Annotated in this window: 14 protein-coding genes; 4 read left to right on the forward strand and 10 right to left on the reverse strand. The window is 72.0% G+C overall.

Annotation, left to right across the window (positions count from 1 at the left end; all coding sequences use genetic code 11):
* Window positions 1-11: 11 nt before the first annotated feature.
* Window positions 12-689 carry a response regulator transcription factor gene (locus tag ABUW04_RS08565; RefSeq protein ID WP_157624131.1) on the reverse strand — a complete coding sequence of 226 codons (678 nt, stop codon included), beginning with the start codon at window positions 687-689 and terminating at the stop codon, window positions 12-14.
* 188 nt (window positions 690-877) lie between these two features.
* Between ABUW04_RS08565 and ABUW04_RS08570 the strand changes: the two genes are divergently transcribed.
* The gene (locus ABUW04_RS08570) at window positions 878-1717 is read left to right on the forward strand and encodes a SigE family RNA polymerase sigma factor (RefSeq protein ID WP_380523398.1); all 840 of its coding nucleotides are present in this window, start codon (window positions 878-880) and stop codon (window positions 1715-1717) included.
* A 364-nt stretch (window positions 1718-2081) separates the two neighbouring features.
* Here the strand turns inward: ABUW04_RS08570 and ABUW04_RS08575 are convergent, their stop codons facing one another.
* The 4 genes from ABUW04_RS08575 to deoC all read right to left on the reverse strand — a co-directional run bounded on the left by ABUW04_RS08575 (window position 2082) and on the right by deoC (window position 6323).
* Window positions 2082-2726, reverse strand: a complete 645-nt coding sequence (locus ABUW04_RS08575; protein ID WP_380563820.1) for an ATP-binding protein — start codon at window positions 2724-2726, stop codon at window positions 2082-2084.
* 168 nt (window positions 2727-2894) lie between these two features.
* The gene (locus ABUW04_RS08580) at window positions 2895-3794 is read right to left on the reverse strand and encodes an aldehyde dehydrogenase family protein (protein ID WP_030265497.1); all 900 of its coding nucleotides are present in this window, start codon (window positions 3792-3794) and stop codon (window positions 2895-2897) included.
* Window positions 3787-5217: an aldehyde dehydrogenase family protein gene (locus ABUW04_RS08585; protein WP_030265499.1), complete on the reverse strand. Its 1431-nt coding sequence runs from the start codon at window positions 5215-5217 to the stop codon at window positions 3787-3789. The genes ABUW04_RS08580 and ABUW04_RS08585 overlap by 8 nt, the downstream gene beginning before the upstream one ends.
* A 95-nt stretch (window positions 5218-5312) precedes the next feature.
* The gene (gene deoC / locus ABUW04_RS08590; protein WP_380563919.1) at window positions 5313-6323 is read right to left on the reverse strand and encodes a deoxyribose-phosphate aldolase; all 1011 of its coding nucleotides are present in this window, start codon (window positions 6321-6323) and stop codon (window positions 5313-5315) included.
* Window positions 6324-6473: 150 nt separating this feature from the next.
* Here deoC and ABUW04_RS08595 point away from each other — a divergent pair, with 150 nt between their 5' ends.
* Window positions 6474-7244 carry a PH domain-containing protein gene (locus ABUW04_RS08595; RefSeq protein ID WP_380563822.1) on the forward strand — a complete coding sequence of 257 codons (771 nt, stop codon included), beginning with the start codon at window positions 6474-6476 and terminating at the stop codon, window positions 7242-7244.
* 73 nt (window positions 7245-7317) lie between these two features.
* Here the strand turns inward: ABUW04_RS08595 and ABUW04_RS08600 are convergent, their stop codons facing one another.
* From ABUW04_RS08600 to ABUW04_RS08620, 5 genes are all read right to left on the reverse strand, one after another.
* Complete coding sequence (locus tag ABUW04_RS08600; protein ID WP_380563823.1) at window positions 7318-8127, reverse strand: tyrosine-protein phosphatase; 810 nt, start codon at window positions 8125-8127, stop codon at window positions 7318-7320.
* Window positions 8128-8161: 34 nt separating this feature from the next.
* Complete coding sequence (locus ABUW04_RS08605; protein ID WP_380563824.1) at window positions 8162-9937, reverse strand: phospho-sugar mutase; 1776 nt, start codon at window positions 9935-9937, stop codon at window positions 8162-8164.
* A 134-nt stretch (window positions 9938-10071) separates the two neighbouring features.
* Complete coding sequence (locus tag ABUW04_RS08610) at window positions 10072-10884, reverse strand: purine-nucleoside phosphorylase (RefSeq protein WP_030265513.1); 813 nt, start codon at window positions 10882-10884, stop codon at window positions 10072-10074.
* Between the two features lie 202 nt (window positions 10885-11086).
* Window positions 11087-12061, reverse strand: coding sequence for a hypothetical protein (locus tag ABUW04_RS08615; RefSeq protein ID WP_380563825.1), 975 nt, complete (start codon window positions 12059-12061; stop codon window positions 11087-11089).
* Window positions 12062-12146: 85 nt separating this feature from the next.
* On the reverse strand, window positions 12147-12584 hold the full coding sequence (locus ABUW04_RS08620; protein ID WP_030265516.1) for a gamma-glutamylcyclotransferase: 438 nt from the start codon (window positions 12582-12584) through the stop codon (window positions 12147-12149).
* Window positions 12585-12678: 94 nt separating this feature from the next.
* Between ABUW04_RS08620 and ABUW04_RS08625 the strand changes: the two genes are divergently transcribed.
* Entirely contained in the window at window positions 12679-14166 is a 1488-nt protein-coding gene (locus ABUW04_RS08625) for an NAD(P)H-quinone dehydrogenase (protein ID WP_380563827.1), read from the forward strand.
* An 88-nt stretch (window positions 14167-14254) separates the two neighbouring features.
* Window positions 14255-15178 (forward strand): DeoR/GlpR family DNA-binding transcription regulator, encoded by a 924-nt coding sequence (locus ABUW04_RS08630; protein WP_084715457.1) that lies wholly within the window; start codon window positions 14255-14257, stop codon window positions 15176-15178.
* The last annotated feature ends 51 nt before the right edge of the window (window positions 15179-15229 follow it).

Here is a 15229-nt window from a genome sequence, read left to right on the forward strand (position 1 = left end):
CTCCGCGCAGCCTACTGCGGCGGATCCAGCCGGTAGCCCACCCCGCGCACCGTGCGGATCAGCGTCGGCTCGGACGGCACGTCCTCCACCTTCGCCCGCAGCCGCTGCACGCAGGCGTCCACCAGCCGCGAGTCGCCCAGGTAGTCGTGCTCCCAGACCAGCCGCAGCAGTTGCTGCCGGGACAGCGCCTGGCCCGGACGCTGGCTGAGCTCCAGCAGCAGCCGCAGCTCGGTGGGGGTCAGCTGCAGGTCGACGCCGGCCTTGGTGACGGTCATCGCACTGCGGTCGATCACCACGTCACCGTAGGTCGACGAGTCCGAGCTCTCCCGCTCGCCGCGGCGCAGCACCGCCCTGATCCGGGCGTCCAGCACCCGCGGCTGCACCGGCTTGACCACGTAGTCGTCGGCGCCCGACTCCAGGCCGACCACCACGTCGATGTCGTCGCTGCGCGCGGTCAGCAGGATGATCGGCAGCTGGTCGGTGCGCCGGATCCGGCGGCAGACCTCGAAGCCGTCGATCCCGGGGAGCATCACGTCCAGGACGATCAGGTCGGGGCGGCTCTCCTTGAAGAGCTTCAGGCCGTCCTCGCCCGAGGCAGCGGCCGATACCTGATGGCCCTGCCTGGTCAGCGCGAGTTCGAGACCGGTGCGGATGGCGGGGTCGTCCTCGATGAGCAGCAGATGAGACACGCGGGCCATTCTGGCCCATCAACGGCCGATCGATCGACCCCCGGAGGGTCCGTGACCAAGCCCCGGGGCTTGTGACAGCCCTGTGACAGTCGACGGACACGGCCATGACGACCCCCGGGCAAGCTATTCCATGTCAGGGAGTCGGGGGACCTCGACAGACCGCACCACCATCCACCAGGGAGCGCAGCATGAACGCAGTCACCGAAGTACGGAGCGCCGCGGCACTTCGCGCTGCGCGCCCGGTGCACCGGGCGTCGGTCCACAGCACCGCCCGCCAGGGGACGCACTCGCCGTCCTGTGACGCGGCCGCCTCGGGCTCGACGACCATGACGCTCACACTTCGCGGCGTGGTTCGGGGGACCACCGTCCGCGAGCTCCCGGGGGGTACGGGGGGTGCCGGGGGAGGCGGCCGGCAGACGAGCGGTTCGGGGGAGCCCGCCGTTCTGCCGGTCGCCGCACCGGCCACCGCGCCGGCCTTCGGGACCGAGGAGCACCGGCTCAGCAACGAGGAGGAGTTCTCGGCCTACGTCCGCGAGCGCCGCGCCTCGCTGTACGCCACCGCCTACCACCTCACCGGTGACCGCTACGCCGCCGAGGACCTGCTGCAGAGCGCGCTCTTCAGCACCTACCGGGCCTGGGACCGGATCACCGACAAGGCCGCGGTCGGCGGGTACATGCGCCGCACCATGACCAACCTGCACATCTCGGCCTGGCGCCGCCGCAAGGTCAACGAGTACCCGACCGAGGAGATGCCGGAGACGGTCGGCGACACCGACGCCATGGGCGGCACCGAACTGCGGGCCGTGCTGTGGCAGGCGCTGGCCAAGCTGCCGGAGAACCAGCGCACCATGCTGGTGCTCCGCTACTACGAGGGCCGCACCGACCCCGAGATCGCCGATGTGCTGAACATCAGCGTCGGAACGGTGAAGAGCAGCATCTGGCGCGCCCTGCGCCGGCTGCGTGAGGACGAGATCCTGGCGTCGCGCGACGGCGACCTGGGTGGAGCTTTCGGCGAACTCGTCGCCTGAACGAGGGCGGGTACGCCGGGGGATGTACGGCCGCGGGGGGTCCCGTGATCCGGGGGGATCACGAGACCAGCACGCCCGGGGCAGCCGTGGGGGAGGGGGAAAGGCCGCGGGTTGGGGGCCCGGCTCGGGGGAGCCGGAGGGTCCGCGGTGCACAGAACGGAACGGGCACGGCCGGCCTCGGGGGAGGCGGACCGGGCCCGTTCCGCGCGTTCGCATTTCTGCGGGATCTCTTGGTGCGGACCGTAGGTGGCTTGTCGCGCAGTTCCCCGCGCCCCCAGCTGGTTGCAAGCGGGCCAGTTGCAGCCCCTTAGGGGCGCGGGGAACTGCGCGGCCAACCAGGCACAACCCGCACCCGAAACGCGACCTACCGGCCAGCCCCCTCAAGGACCGGCACCGCGCTGCCGAGCGCAGCGATCCGCGCCAGCGCCGCCGCCCCGCCGCAGGCGTCCGCGCCCTGGGCGACCTGTCGGGAGACGATCCCGCGCTCGGCCCGCATCAGCCGCCACCCCCGGTGCAACAGATACGGCACCGACTTCCGCCGCTCCCGCACATCCCGCCGGAACCTGCGCCACGCCGTGGTCACCGGCCGGTTCCGCAGGCAGATCGCATCGCCGAGCAGCCCCTCGGCCTCGCAGCGCCGCACGATCTCGGCGGCGAAGATCCCCTCCGCGATGAACGCCGCGGCACCGTCCAGGACCAGGGTGTGGGTGCCGATCCGGCCGTTGTCCGGGATCGAGTACACCGGGATCTCGGCCCGGCCGTCCCCGCACAGCGCCCGGATCGCGGCCATCGCGTCGTCCGCGTGCCATGAGCCCGGGTCGTCCCAGTCCGGCCCCTGACCGTCCGCGAGCGGCGGGATGCTCGGGTCGTCGCCGTCCTTGTAGAAGTCGTCGAGTTGGAGGACCGGCAGTCCGGCCCGCTCCGCGAGGGTCGACTTCCCCGACCCCGACGGCCCGCACAGCAGCACGACTCGGGACCGGATCGGGCTGTTCGCTTCTTCGCTGCTCACGAGGTACCAGTCTGACGCATGGGCTGCCTCGGGTGGAACCACGGGCATCGGGAAAGCGAACGGGCACGCACTCGGGGGGGAGGAGCGCGTGCCCGTTCTCAACGGACGACCGGCCCAGGGGGGGTGGGGCGGGCCGCCCGGTCTGCGGGGGAGTCGCTGACCCGGGGGTCAGATTCCCATCGGGTGCCAGACCGTCTTGGTCTCCAGGAAGGCCAGCAGACGATCGGTGCCCTGTGCGGCGGTCCAGTCGTCGTTGACGTCCGGGCGCCGTACACGTTTAAGGGTATCCGCTGCGAGCGTTTCCAGAGCGCGCGCCGAGCCGGGGCCGTCCGGCGAGTTCACACCGGTCAGGTCCAGTGCGTTGACGTCCTGGTGGGAGGCCAGGGTCGGGGCGATGTCCTCGGTGCGTCCGGAGATCAGGTTGACCACCCCGCCGGGGAGGTCCGAGGTGGCCAGCACCTCGCCCAGGGACAGGCCGGGCAGCGGCGCCTCCGGGGCCAGCGCGACGACCGCGGTGTTGCCGGTGGCGATCACCGGGGCGATCACCGAGACCAGGCCGAGCAGCGAGTAGCCGTTCCCCCGGGTCGGGGCGACCACGCCGACGACGCCGGTGGGCTCCGGGGTGCTGAGGTTGAAGTAGGGACCGGCGACCGGGTTGGCCGAGCCCGCGATCTGGGCGACCTTGTCGGTCCAGCCCGCGTACCAGACCCAGCGGTCGACGGCCGCCTCCACCAGGGCGGCCGCCTTCCGGGCGCTGATGCCCTCGCTCGCCGCGACCTCGGCGGCGAACTGCTCGCGGCGGCCCTGCAGCATCTCCGCGGCGCGGTAGAGGATCTGCCCGCGGTTGTAGGCGGTCGCGCCGGACCAGCCGCCGACGGCCTTGCGGGCGGCGCCGACCGCGTCACGGGTGTCCTTGCGGGTGCCCAGCGGGACGTTGGCGATCCAGTCGCCGGTCTTGAGGTCGGTCACCTCGTACACCCGTCCGCTCTCGGAGCGGGGGAAGGCGCCCCCGACGAAGAGCTTGTAGGTCTTGTGGACATCAAGGCGGGGGGTGGTGGTCTCAGACATCGAGGTAGGCCTCCAGGCCGTGGCGACCGCCCTCGCGGCCGTAGCCCGACTCCTTGTAGCCGCCGAAGGGCGAGGTCGGGTCGAACTTGTTGAAGGTGTTGGACCACACCACGCCGGCCCGGAGCTTGGACGCCATCCAGAGGATGCGCGAGCCCTTCTCGGTCCAGATGCCGGCCGAGAGCCCGTACGGGGTGTTGTTGGCCTTGGCGACGGCCTCCTCCGGAGTGCGGAAGGTCAGCACCGACAGCACCGGGCCGAAGATCTCCTCGCGGGCCACCCGGTGGGTGGCGCTGACGTTGGTGAACACCGTCGGGGCGAACCAGTAGCCCGAGGAGGGCAGTTCGCAGGCGGGGGACCAGCGCTCGGCGCCCTCGGCCTCGCCGGCGTCGGTCAGTTCGCGGATCCGGGCCAGCTGGGCGGCGGAGTTGATGGCGCCGATGTCGGTGTTCTTGTCCAGCGGGTCGCCGACCCGCAGCGTGGCCATCCGGCGCTTGAGCGCGTCCAGGACCTCGTCGTGCACCGACTCCTGCACCAGCAGCCGGGAGCCGGCGCAGCAGACGTGGCCCTGGTTGAAGAAGATGCCGTCGACGATGCCCTCGACGGCCTGGTCGACCGGGGCGTCGTCGAAGACGATGTTGGCGGCCTTGCCGCCCAGCTCCAGCGACAGCTTGGTGCGGGTGCCGGCCAGGGTGCGGGCGATGGCCCGGCCGACGCCGGTGGAGCCGGTGAAGGCGACCTTGTCGACGCCAGGGTGCGCGGTCAGCGCGGCGCCGGTGCGGCCGTCGCCGGTGACGATGTTGACGACGCCCTTCGGCAGACCGGCCTGGCGGCAGATCTCGGCGAAGCGCAGCGCGGTCAGCGGGGTGGTCTCGGCGGGCTTGAGCACCACGGTGTTGCCGGTGGCCAGCGCCGGGGCGATCTTCCACGCGAGCATCAGCAGCGGGAAGTTCCAGGGGATCACCTGCGCGGCCACGCCGAGCGGACGCGGGTTGGACCCGTAGCCGGCGAACTCCAGCTTGTCGGCCCAGCCGGCGTAGTAGAAGAAGTGCGCGGCGACCAGCGGCAGGTCGACGTCGCGGGTCTCCCGGATCGGCTTGCCGTTGTCGATCGACTCCAGCACGGCCAGCTCGCGGCTGCGCTCCTGGATGATCCGGGCGATCCGGAACAGGTACTTGCCGCGCTCGGCGCCGGGCAGCGCCGACCAGGGGCCGAAGGCGTCCCGGGCGGCCTTGACCGCGCGCTCGACGTCCTCCTCGGTGCCCTGCGCGAACTCGGCGAGGACCTGCTCGGTGGACGGGTCCACCGTCTTCAGCGCCTCCTTGCCGCTGCTCTCGACGAACTCGCCGCCGATGTAGTGGCCGTAGGAGCTGGCGATGTCGCCGGCGGCGGCCCGGGACTCGGGCGCGGGGGCGTACTCGAACAGCTTGCGGCCGGGCGCGGCGGACGGTGCCGCCGGTGCGGGCGTCGCGGTCGGTGTGGGCGTCGCGGTCGGGGTGTCGGGCTTCTTCTTGGCCACGGCTAGTCCACCGTCACATAGTCGGGACCGGAGTACCGGCCGGTGGTCAGCTTCTGACGCTGCATCAGCAGGTCGTTGAGCAGGCTGGAGGCGCCGAAGCGGAACCAGTCCGGGGACAGCCAGTCGTCGCCCAGCACCTCGTTCACGGTCACCAGGTACTTCATGGCGTCCTTGGTGGTGCGGATGCCCCCGGCGGGCTTCACGCCCACCTGGACGCCGGTCGCGGCGCGGAAGTCGCGGACCGCCTCCATCAGCACCAGGGTGTTGGCCGGGGTCGCGTTGACGGCGACCTTGCCGGTGGAGGTCTTGATGAAGTCGGCGCCGGCGATCATCGCCAGCCAGGAGGCGCGGCGGATGTTGTCGTAGGTCTGCAGCTCGCCGGTCTCAAAGATCACCTTGAGGTGCGCGGCGGTGCTGTCGGCGCGCAGGCAGGCTCCCTTGACCGCCCGGATGGTCTCGAAGACCTCCAGGTAGCGGCCGGAGAGGAAGGCGCCGCGGTCGATCACCATGTCGATCTCGTCGGCGCCGGCGGCCACGGCCTCGGCGGTGTCGGCGAGCTTCACCGCCAGCCCGGCACGGCCGGACGGGAACGCGGTGGCGACCGAGGCGACCTGCACCCCGCTGCCGGCGACGGCGGCGCGGGCGAAGGGCACCATGTCGGGGTAGACGCAGACGGCGGCGACCCGCGGCGTCGACGGGTCGCTCGGGTCGGGGCGCATCGCCTTGGCGCAGAGCGACCGCACCTTGCCGGGGGTGTCCGCACCCTCCAGCGTGGTCAGGTCGATCATGGAGATGGCCAGGTCGATGGCGTACGCCTTGGCAGTGGTCTTGATGGACCGGGTGCCGAGCGAGGCGGCTCGCGCCTGGAGGCCGACGGCGTCGATACCGGGCAGCCCGTGCAGGAAGCGGCGCAGGGTCGCCTCCGTGGAGGCGACCTCGGCGAGGCTTTCGCGGGCGCCGTCGGCAGCGGCGGCGCCCTCGACGGCTGCGGGGGGCGGGGAAGAGGTGGGCATGCTCACCAGAGGAGCATATCTACACGCGTAGCGTTTCGTCAGTACCGGGTCGGTGTGACATGGAGCCGATCCGGTGGGACGAACCCTGATGCCATATCGCAATTCGACCACGGGGGATCGCGGCGCCGGGCTGAGGCAGAATCGTTCACCATGAGCGACTCCCAGGGCCCTGACGTGCCTGGCCAGGAGACCCCCGGCCAGGATGCCAAGGCAGTACCGACCCCCTCCACCGGCCCCGCCTACGCCGACCGAAGCTACCGCTCCAGGTCGGGCGTGGCCGCCGGCGTGCTGCTGCTCGCACTGGCGCTGTGGCTGTGCATCGACGCCCTGGTCAAGGGGCACGGGAAGACCCCCTGGCTGGCGCTGGCCACGCTGGTCCTGGTGGTCCCGCTGGTGAGCGCCTTCACGCTGTGGCCCGTGGTCCGGGCCAACGAGGACCGGCTGGTGGTCCGCAACCCGTTCCGCACCGTGACGGCGCCCTGGCAGCAGGTCGAGTCGCTGCAGGCGGCACTGTCGGTGGAGCTCCGGGCGGCCGGGAGGAAGTACCAGGTCTGGGCGGTGCCGGTGTCGCTGCGGCAGCGCAAGCGGGCCAACCGCAGGTCGATGATCTCCAAGGGCGACGCGTCGGTGATCAGCTCCCGGCGCGGCCAGGACTCCCGTTTCCCGGTCGGGGGGCCGGGACTGCGCTCGGCCTTCTCCCGTTCCTCGGCGCCGGCCCCCTACGGCTCGTCGGACAGTGCGGGGCCGGCTGTCGCCTGGGCGGACCGGGTCGTCACGGAACTGCTTGAGCTGCGCTCCAGGGCGGTGGAGGAGAACCGGGCCGGTGCGGACGGCGCGGTCGCTGTCGCGTGGACATGGTGGATCGCCGCGCCGGCGGTGGCGGGTGCGGTCGCACTGATCGTGCTGCTCGCGGCGGGCTGAGGTTCTGCGCAGTTCCCCGCGCCCCTATAGGGGCGCGGGGAACTGCGCGAACGGTGGCCCTGTACCGGGGTGGTCACGCCTCCTGGACCAGCAGGTCCCGCAGTCGGGCGAGTTCCTCCCGCCGCAGCCCGTGATAGTGCAGGAACCCCGCCGTGGTCCCGTGCCGCGCATGCACCCTGCGCAGGAACATGGTGAGCAGCTCCGCGCGGACCGGCCGCGACGGCCGCTCGACCCCGTGCTCGTCGATGTAGTGGACCGGGCCGTTCAGCAGCCCCAGGCCCGCGTTGGAGAGGGCGAAGTCCGCGCTGATGTCGGCGTCGTCGACGCCCAGCGCGGAGAGGATGACGGCGATGGTCACCCCGGTGCGGTCCTTGCCGACCGCACAGTGGACCAGGGCCGGCAGCGCGCCGGGCGCCGTCAGCCGGCGGATGCAGGCGACGATCGGCGGGCCCGCCGTCTCGGCCATGTAGGAGTACATCCCGGCCAGCCCGTCGTCCTGCGGATCCCCCTGCTGCCGGTGCTGCTCGCTGACGTCCGCCGCCGTCTCCGGGTTGGCCGAGGAGCCCTCCAGCGGCGGCAGCGTCGGCAGCGAGACCAGCTCGAAGTCCAGCCCGTGGCGCTGGTTCGGCCAGTGCACCAACTCCTCCGCGCTGCGCAGGTCCACGACGGTGCGCAGGCCCAGGCCGGCCAGCCGGCCCGCCCCGTCCGGGCTCAGCTCGCAGAGCGAGGCGGAGCGGTAGAGCAGGCCGAGGCGTATCCGGCCGCCGTCGGCCGTGCCGAAGCCCCCGGCGTCGCGGAGGTTGCGCACGCCGGGAACCGTGATCAGACGGTCCGCGCCGGGGGGTGGGCTGCTGGCTGGCTGCTGGTGCTCCGTCGTCTCCATGCCGACCACCCTAAGGGGGGTCGCCGACAGCGCGTCAGATGCCCGCTGCCGCCGAGAGGTCACGCTTGAGCGCGGCCAGCAGCCCGGCGGCCGCGGTCCGGGCCCCGGCCAGCGCGTCCGCCGAGCCGACCGGGACGACGACCTCCAGGTAGCACTTGAGCTTGGGCTCCGTCCCGGAGGGACGGACCACGACCCGGGCCGAGTCCACCCCCGCGCCGCTGAGGCGGTAGCGCAGCCCGTCGGTCGGCGGCAGGTCGGCGCTGCCCTGCTCCAGGTCGTCGGCCGAGTCGACCCGCAGCCCGGCCAGGGCCGTCGGCGGCTGCTCGCGCAGCCTGGCCATGGCGTCGGCGATCAGGCGCAGGTCGGCCACCCGGACCGCGAGTTGGTCGGTGGCGTGCAGGCCGTGGCCGAGGGCCAGCTCGTCGAGCAGGTCGCCGAGGGTGCGGCCGGCCGCCTTCAGGCCGGCGGCGAGTTCGGCCAGCAGCAGCGCGGCGCTGATGCCGTCCTTGTCGCGGACCGCGTCCGGGTCGACGCAGTAGCCCAGCGCCTCCTCGTAGCCGTAACGCAGGCCGGGGGCCCGGGAGATCCACTTGAAGCCGGTGAGGGTCTCGGCGTAGCCGATGCCCGCCGCTGTGGCGATCCGGGACAGCAGTGAGGAGGACACGATGGTGGTGGCGAAGGTGCCCGCAGTGGCGGTGGCCCCGTCGGCAGCGGGCTTGTCGGCGGCGGGCTTGTCGGCGGCGGGCTTGTTGACGGCGGGCTTGTTGACAATGTGGGCGGCCAGCAGCGCCCCCACCTCGTCGCCGCGCAGCATCCGCCAGCCCGAGGCGGTGTCGGGGTCGGGGACGGCGACGGCCAGGCGGTCGGCGTCGGGGTCGTTGGCGATCACGATGTCGGGGCCGAGCGCCGCGGCCGCCTCGAAGGCGAGGTCCATCGCCCCCGGCTCCTCCGGGTTGGGGAAGCCCACGGTGGGGAAGTCCGGGTCCGGGTCGGCCTGCGCGGCGACGATGCCCGGGGCCGGGAAGCCGGCCCGTTCGAACGCGGCCAGGAAGGTGTCCCGGCCGACGCCGTGCATCGGGGTGTAGACGACGGACAGGTCGCGCGGGCTGCCCGGCCCGACCAGCCCGGCGGCGCGGGACAGGTACGGGTCCAGGACCGCGTCCGCGGTCAGCACCTCCCAGCCGTCGGCGGCCAGCGGGACGTCCGCCAGCGAGGCGACCGCGTCGATCTCGGCGGCGATGCCGGCGTCGTGCGGCGGCACGATCTGCGCGCCCTCCAGCTCCCCGCCGAGGTACACCTTGTAGCCGTTGTCCCGGGGCGGGTTGTGACTGGCCGTCACCATGACCCCGGCCGCCGCGTCCAGGTGGCGCACCGCGTAGGCCAGCACCGGGGTGGGCAGCGGGCCCGGCAGCAGCGCGGCGCGCAGGCCGGCGGCGGTGACTACGGCGGCGGTGTCCCGGGCGAAGTCGTGGGACTTGTGCCGGGCGTCGTAGCCGATCACCACCAGGCCGCCCGGGGTGCGCTTGCCGACGTAGGCGGCCAGTCCGGCGGCGGCACGGATCACCACGGCCCGGTTCATCCGCATTGGTCCCGCGCCCATCTCCCCGCGCAGGCCGGCGGTGCCGAACTGGAGCGTCCCGGCGAAGCGTTCGGCCAGCTCGGACCAGGCGGCGCACTGCTGCTCCTCGGCCGGCCCCTCGGCCGAGGCGAGGAGGTCGGCGAGCTCGGCGCGGGTGTCCGGGTCCGGGTCCTCGGCGAGCCAGGTACGGGCCCGCGCCAGCAGGTCGGCGGTGTCGGGGGTCAGCGTCATTGCCTGGTCACTCTCTTTCGGTGCGGCAGTGCGGCGATGCGGCGGAGCGGCGGAGCGGCGGAGCGGGCCTTGCAAAGAGCATGGCACCCATCGGGGTGGTGATGGATGCCATGCGGGCCCGGTGGAGCGGCAGATCAGAGCCGTTCGAGCAGCTTGGCGAGCAGCGCGCCCATCCGGGTGGCCGAGGCGCGGCCGGCCTCCAGCACCTCGGCGTGGTTCAGCGGCTCACCGGTGATCCCGGCCGCCAGGTTGGTGACCAGCGAGAGTCCGAGGACCTCGGCGCCGGCCTCGCGGGCGGCGATGGCCTCCAGCGTGGTGGACATGCCGACCAGGTCGCCGCCGATGGCGCGGACCATGTTGATCTCGGCAGGGGTCTCGTAGTGCGGGCCGGGGAACTGGACGTAGACGCCCTCCTCCAGGCTCGGGTCGACCTCCTGGCACAGGGCGCGCAGCCGCGCCGAGTACAGGTCGGTGAGGTCGATGAAGTTGGCGCCGACGATCGGGGAGGCCGCGGTCAGGTTGATGTGATCGCTGATCAGCACCGGCTGTCCGGCGGACATGCCCTCGCGCAGGCCGCCGCAGCCGTTGGTGAGGATCACCGTGCGGCAGCCGGCGGCGACGGCGGTGCGCACCCCGTGGGCGACTGCGGCGACGCCGTGACCCTCGTAGAAGTGGGTGCGGCCGAGGAACACCAGGGCGCGGATGCCGCCGATGCTGATCGAGCGCACCATCCCGGAGTGCCCGGCGACGGCGGGCGGCGCGAACCCGGGCAGTGCGGTGATCGGGAACTCGTGGTCGGGCGAGCCGAGCGCGTCGGCGGCGGGGACCCAGCCGGAGCCCATGACCAGCGCTACGTCGTGGTTCTCCACCCCGGTGAGGTCGCGCAGAACGGCGGCGGCCTCCTTGGCGGCGGCGTAGGGTGCGTACGGGTCGGTGGGGTGCTGGATGCCGTTGGCAGCAGCGGCGACAGGCTGAGTGGATGCGTTCACGGTCAAGAGGATATCTGTTCGCCCTACGCGCGTAGAAGAACGATCGGATGACATTTCAGGCATTGGCCGCGGGGTTCGCTGTAGAACCCGACAACAGCCTCCCTCGTACCGTCTGTCGTCGGTGCTACGAGGGAGGCTGTGCTCTGCCGGGGTGGGTGCGTCAGACCACGAAGGAGTTCACTCGGCCTGCGGCGATCTGCTGCTTCCCGGAGACGGCGGTGGCGACCGCGGCGACCGGGGTGGACGAGTTGACGCTCCAGCGGTAGCCGACGAAGAGGTCGGTGCTGGGGTCCGCGTAGAAGATCATGTGGCCGTAGCCCACGCCGCTGTACTCGGTGTAGCTGCTGTTGTCGTCGGCGATGACGGCACGGGTGTCCGGGTAGGCGCGGTAGTGGTCGATGCTGGTCTGGCTGGTGAGGCTGGGGCCGCCGTGCGGGCTGCTGGTGCAGTCCACGATCTGGAAGAGGTGCCCGACCACGCCGGTGATGCCCAACTGGCTGTCGACGGACGCGGCGAAGGTGCCCTCGTAGGAGCGGATCATCACGGTGTGGCCGGTGTACGGGGTGCTCTTGACGGCGGGGTCGTAGTCCCAGGCGACGATGTCACCGGCGCGGAGGTTGACCGGCTTGGTCACCGGGTCGATGTGCGGGACGTTGGACGCGTTCAGGAAGCCTGCCTGCAGGTCCTCCGCGTCCGGGTAGGAGCCGGAGGCGCGGGTGGAGCCGTCCTTGGGCGGGAAGTACTGGTTGAAGTAGGCCGCCGTGGCCCAGGCGTAGGCGGTGTCCTGGCCGTAGGCGCGCTCCAGGAGGGCGGTCATGAACGAGGCGCACTGGGAGAGGTTGGCGAACTCCTCCGGATGCCCGGGGCGGCCCCAGGTCACCGCGGTGCTGCCGAGGTTCTCGCCTGCGGCGTTGTACTGGTTGTAGCTCCACTGCGAGCTGCGCAGCCGCAGGTACTCCACCAGGGTCTCGGCCTCCAGCAGGTGCGGCGGCTTGACCGGGTACAGCTCGGCGGTCGCCGCCTCGGCAGCGGCGGCCGGGGTGGCGGCGATCAGCGAAGCACCGCCGGCGGCGGCCGCGAGGCCGGCTGCTCCGGCTATCAGGGTGCGCCGGGACAGCTGTGAGGAGGTGGTCAAGGGGGATCTCCAGAGCGGAAGTGAACAGGTGGATGCGGAGAGCATCATGCCGCTGTTCGGAGATCCGGGGTCAGCAGGGGCCGGGTCAGCAGGGGCGCTTGCGCAGGTCCATGACGTAGTCGTGGGGGGCGCCGGCGGATTCGGCGGCGTCGGCGATGATGCCGAGGTAGCGGGCCGAGGGGAGGCCGCCCTCGTAGTCGTTGAGGACGTAGGTCCAGGCGGTCAGGTCGCCCTCCAGGGTGTGCACCCGGACCTTGATCTTGCGGTAGAAGCCCTGCTGCAGGCCCTCCCAGCGGTCCAGGCCGGCCTCGTCGCCCGGGGCGATGTCGTAGAGGCCGACGAAGACCTGGTCCTTCCCGTCCTCGACCACCGTGGCGATCGAGCCCTCCCAGCCGAACTGCTCCCCGCCGAAGGTCAGCCGCCAGCCGTCCAGCCAGCCGGTGCCGCGGAGCGGCGAGTGCGGGGCCCGACGGCTCATCTGGCGTGCGTCGAGGTTGCTGGCGTACGCGGCGTAGAGCGACATGGGTCACAGCGTACGGGAGGTGGGGCAGGTGGGAGGGATGGGTCCGGCCCGTACGGGCCAGCCCGGTGTCTCGGAGTCGTCGCGGTGCGGGACAATGGCGTATGTGACTCGGATTGTGATCATCGGTGGCGGACCAGGCGGATACGAGGCGGCGCTGGTGGCCGCGGACCTCGGCGCGGAGGTGACCGTCGTCGACCGGGACGGCCTCGGCGGCGCGGCGGTCTTGACGGACTGTGTGCCGTCCAAGACCTTGATCGCGACGGCTGAGGTGATGACCAGCTTCGACAGCTCCTACGAGGAGCTGGGGATCAAGGTCGCCGCTGATGCTCCGACGTCGGGGGTGAGGGTTGTGGGGGTTGACCTGGGGAAGGTCAACCGACGGGTCAAGCGGCTGGCGGTCGCGCAGTCGCACGACATCACCCAGTCCGTCACCCGCGCGGGCGTCACCCTGCTGCGCGGCTTCGGCCGGCTGGCGCCGGGGGGACAGGCCGTGGACGGTTCGCGGGGGGTCGTGGTCGACCTCGCCGAGGGCGGCGTGGGCGCCGAGGGTGGCGAGGGCGGCGGGACGCGGGAGCTGCGGGCCGATGTGGTGCTGATAGCGACCGGTACCCGGCCGCGGGAGCTGCCGGACGCGGTTCCGGACGGCGAGCGGATCCTGAACTGGACCCAGGTGTACGACCTGGACGAACTCCCCGAGGAGCTCATCGTGGTGGGGTCGGGTGTCACCGGCGCGGAGTTCGCGGGTGCGTACCAGGCCCTGGGCTCGCGGGTGACGCTGGTCTCCAGCCGCGACCGTGTGCTGCCCGGGGAGGACCCGGACGCCGCGACGGTGCTGGAGGACGTGTTCCGGCGGCGCGGGATGAACGTGATGTCGCGGTCGCGGGCGGAGTCGGTGCAGCGGGTCGGCGACAAGGTGGAGGTGACCCTGTCGGACGGACGGGTGATCACCGGGTCGCACTGCCTGATGGCGGTCGGCTCCATCCCCAACACCGGGGGCATGGGTCTGGAGGAGGCCGGGGTCCGGCTGACCGAGGGCGGGCAGGTCAAGGTCGATCGGGTCTCCCGGACGTCGGCTCCGGGGGTGTACGCGGCGGGTGACGTCACCGGGGTGTTCATGCTGGCGTCGGTCGCGGCCATGCAGGGGCGGATCGCGATGTACCACGCGCTGGGGGACGCGGTGCAGCCGCTGAACCTGAAGACCGTCGCCTCCAATGTCTTCACCGACCCGGAGATCGCCACCGTCGGCTACAGCGCGGCGGATGTGGAGTGCGGGAAGATGGACGCGGTCTGCGTGAAGCTGCCGCTGCGGGGGAACCCGAGGGCCAAGATGCAGGGCATCAGGGACGGTTTCGTGAAGCTGTTCTGCAGGCCGGGGACCGGGATCGTGGTGGGCGGTGTGGTTGTCGCTCCGCGGGCGAGCGAGTTGATCCATCCGATCTCGTTGGCGGTGGACAACAATCTGACGGTGGAGCAGGTGGCGAGTGCGTTCACGGTGTACCCGTCGGTCTCCGGGTCGATCGCGGAGGCGGCGCGGCAGTTGCACATCCGCAAGCGGGCGGCGGGGAGTTCGCCGGGGGCGTGAGGTTGGTACTGGGCGGCGCGCATTGTAAGGGTGTGCGCCGTTCTGTGGTGGACAACTTCGACTACTAGGTGCAAACGCCTGAATGCAGATGGTCATGCACGTTACCGTCTGTTTCGTGTTCGCAGCAGAACGTCGCCAATTGATCCTCGAAATGGTGCGCGCCAATGGAGCGGTTTCGCTCCGGGAGCTCGCCCGAGTCGTCCAGACCTCCGAAGTGACCGTCCGTCGGGACGTGCGCGCTCTGGAGGCCGAAGGCCTTCTCGACCGTCGGCACGGGGGCGCGGTGCTCCCCGGCGGTCTCTCCAGAGAGCCCGGATATCCGCAGAAGACCCATCTCGCCGCCGCCGAGAAGTCGGCTATCGCCGACTACGCCGCCACGATGGTCGCCGAGGGCGACGCGATCGTGGTGGGCGCCGGGACCACGACCCAGGAGCTGGCCAGACGGTTGGCCCGGGTGCCGGGGCTGACGGTGGTGACCAACTCGCTGTTGGTCGCCCAGGCGCTGGCCCATGCCAACAGGGTGGAGGTGGTGATGACCGGGGGGACGCTGAGAGGGTCCAACTATGCGCTTGTGGGGAGCGGGGCCGAACAGTCCTTGCAGGGGCTGCGGGTCTCGCGGGCCTTCGTGTCGGGCAGCGGGTTGACCGCGGAGCGGGGGCTGTCCACGACCAACATGCTGTCGGCGAGCGTGGACCGGGCGCTGGTCGCTGCCGCGGCGGAGGTGGTCGTGCTGGCGGACCACGGGAAGCTCGGGTCGGACACCATGTTCCAGACGGTGGCCACGGAGGGGATCGCCTGTCTGGTGACGGACGAGCAGGCCGGGATCTCCGAGGAGGCCTCGCGGGAGCTCGATGCTCTGGCGGACCACGGGGTGCAGGTGTGTATTGCGCCTGCGGCTGCGGCGGTGGCTTCTTCGGCGCAGGCGGCTGTGCCGTTTCCGGGGCAGCGGAGGTCGCCGGGGGCGGGGGTTCCGGGGGTTCCGGTGGTCGGGCGGGGGGGTGTGCGGCGGTGACGTTTCGCCTTCGGCGGAGGTTGGTGCAGTGGGGCGGGGGCGGGCCGGGTC

The organism is Streptacidiphilus jeojiensis (assembly GCF_042510965.1).
Classification (GTDB): domain Bacteria; phylum Actinomycetota; class Actinomycetes; order Streptomycetales; family Streptomycetaceae; genus Streptacidiphilus; species Streptacidiphilus jeojiensis.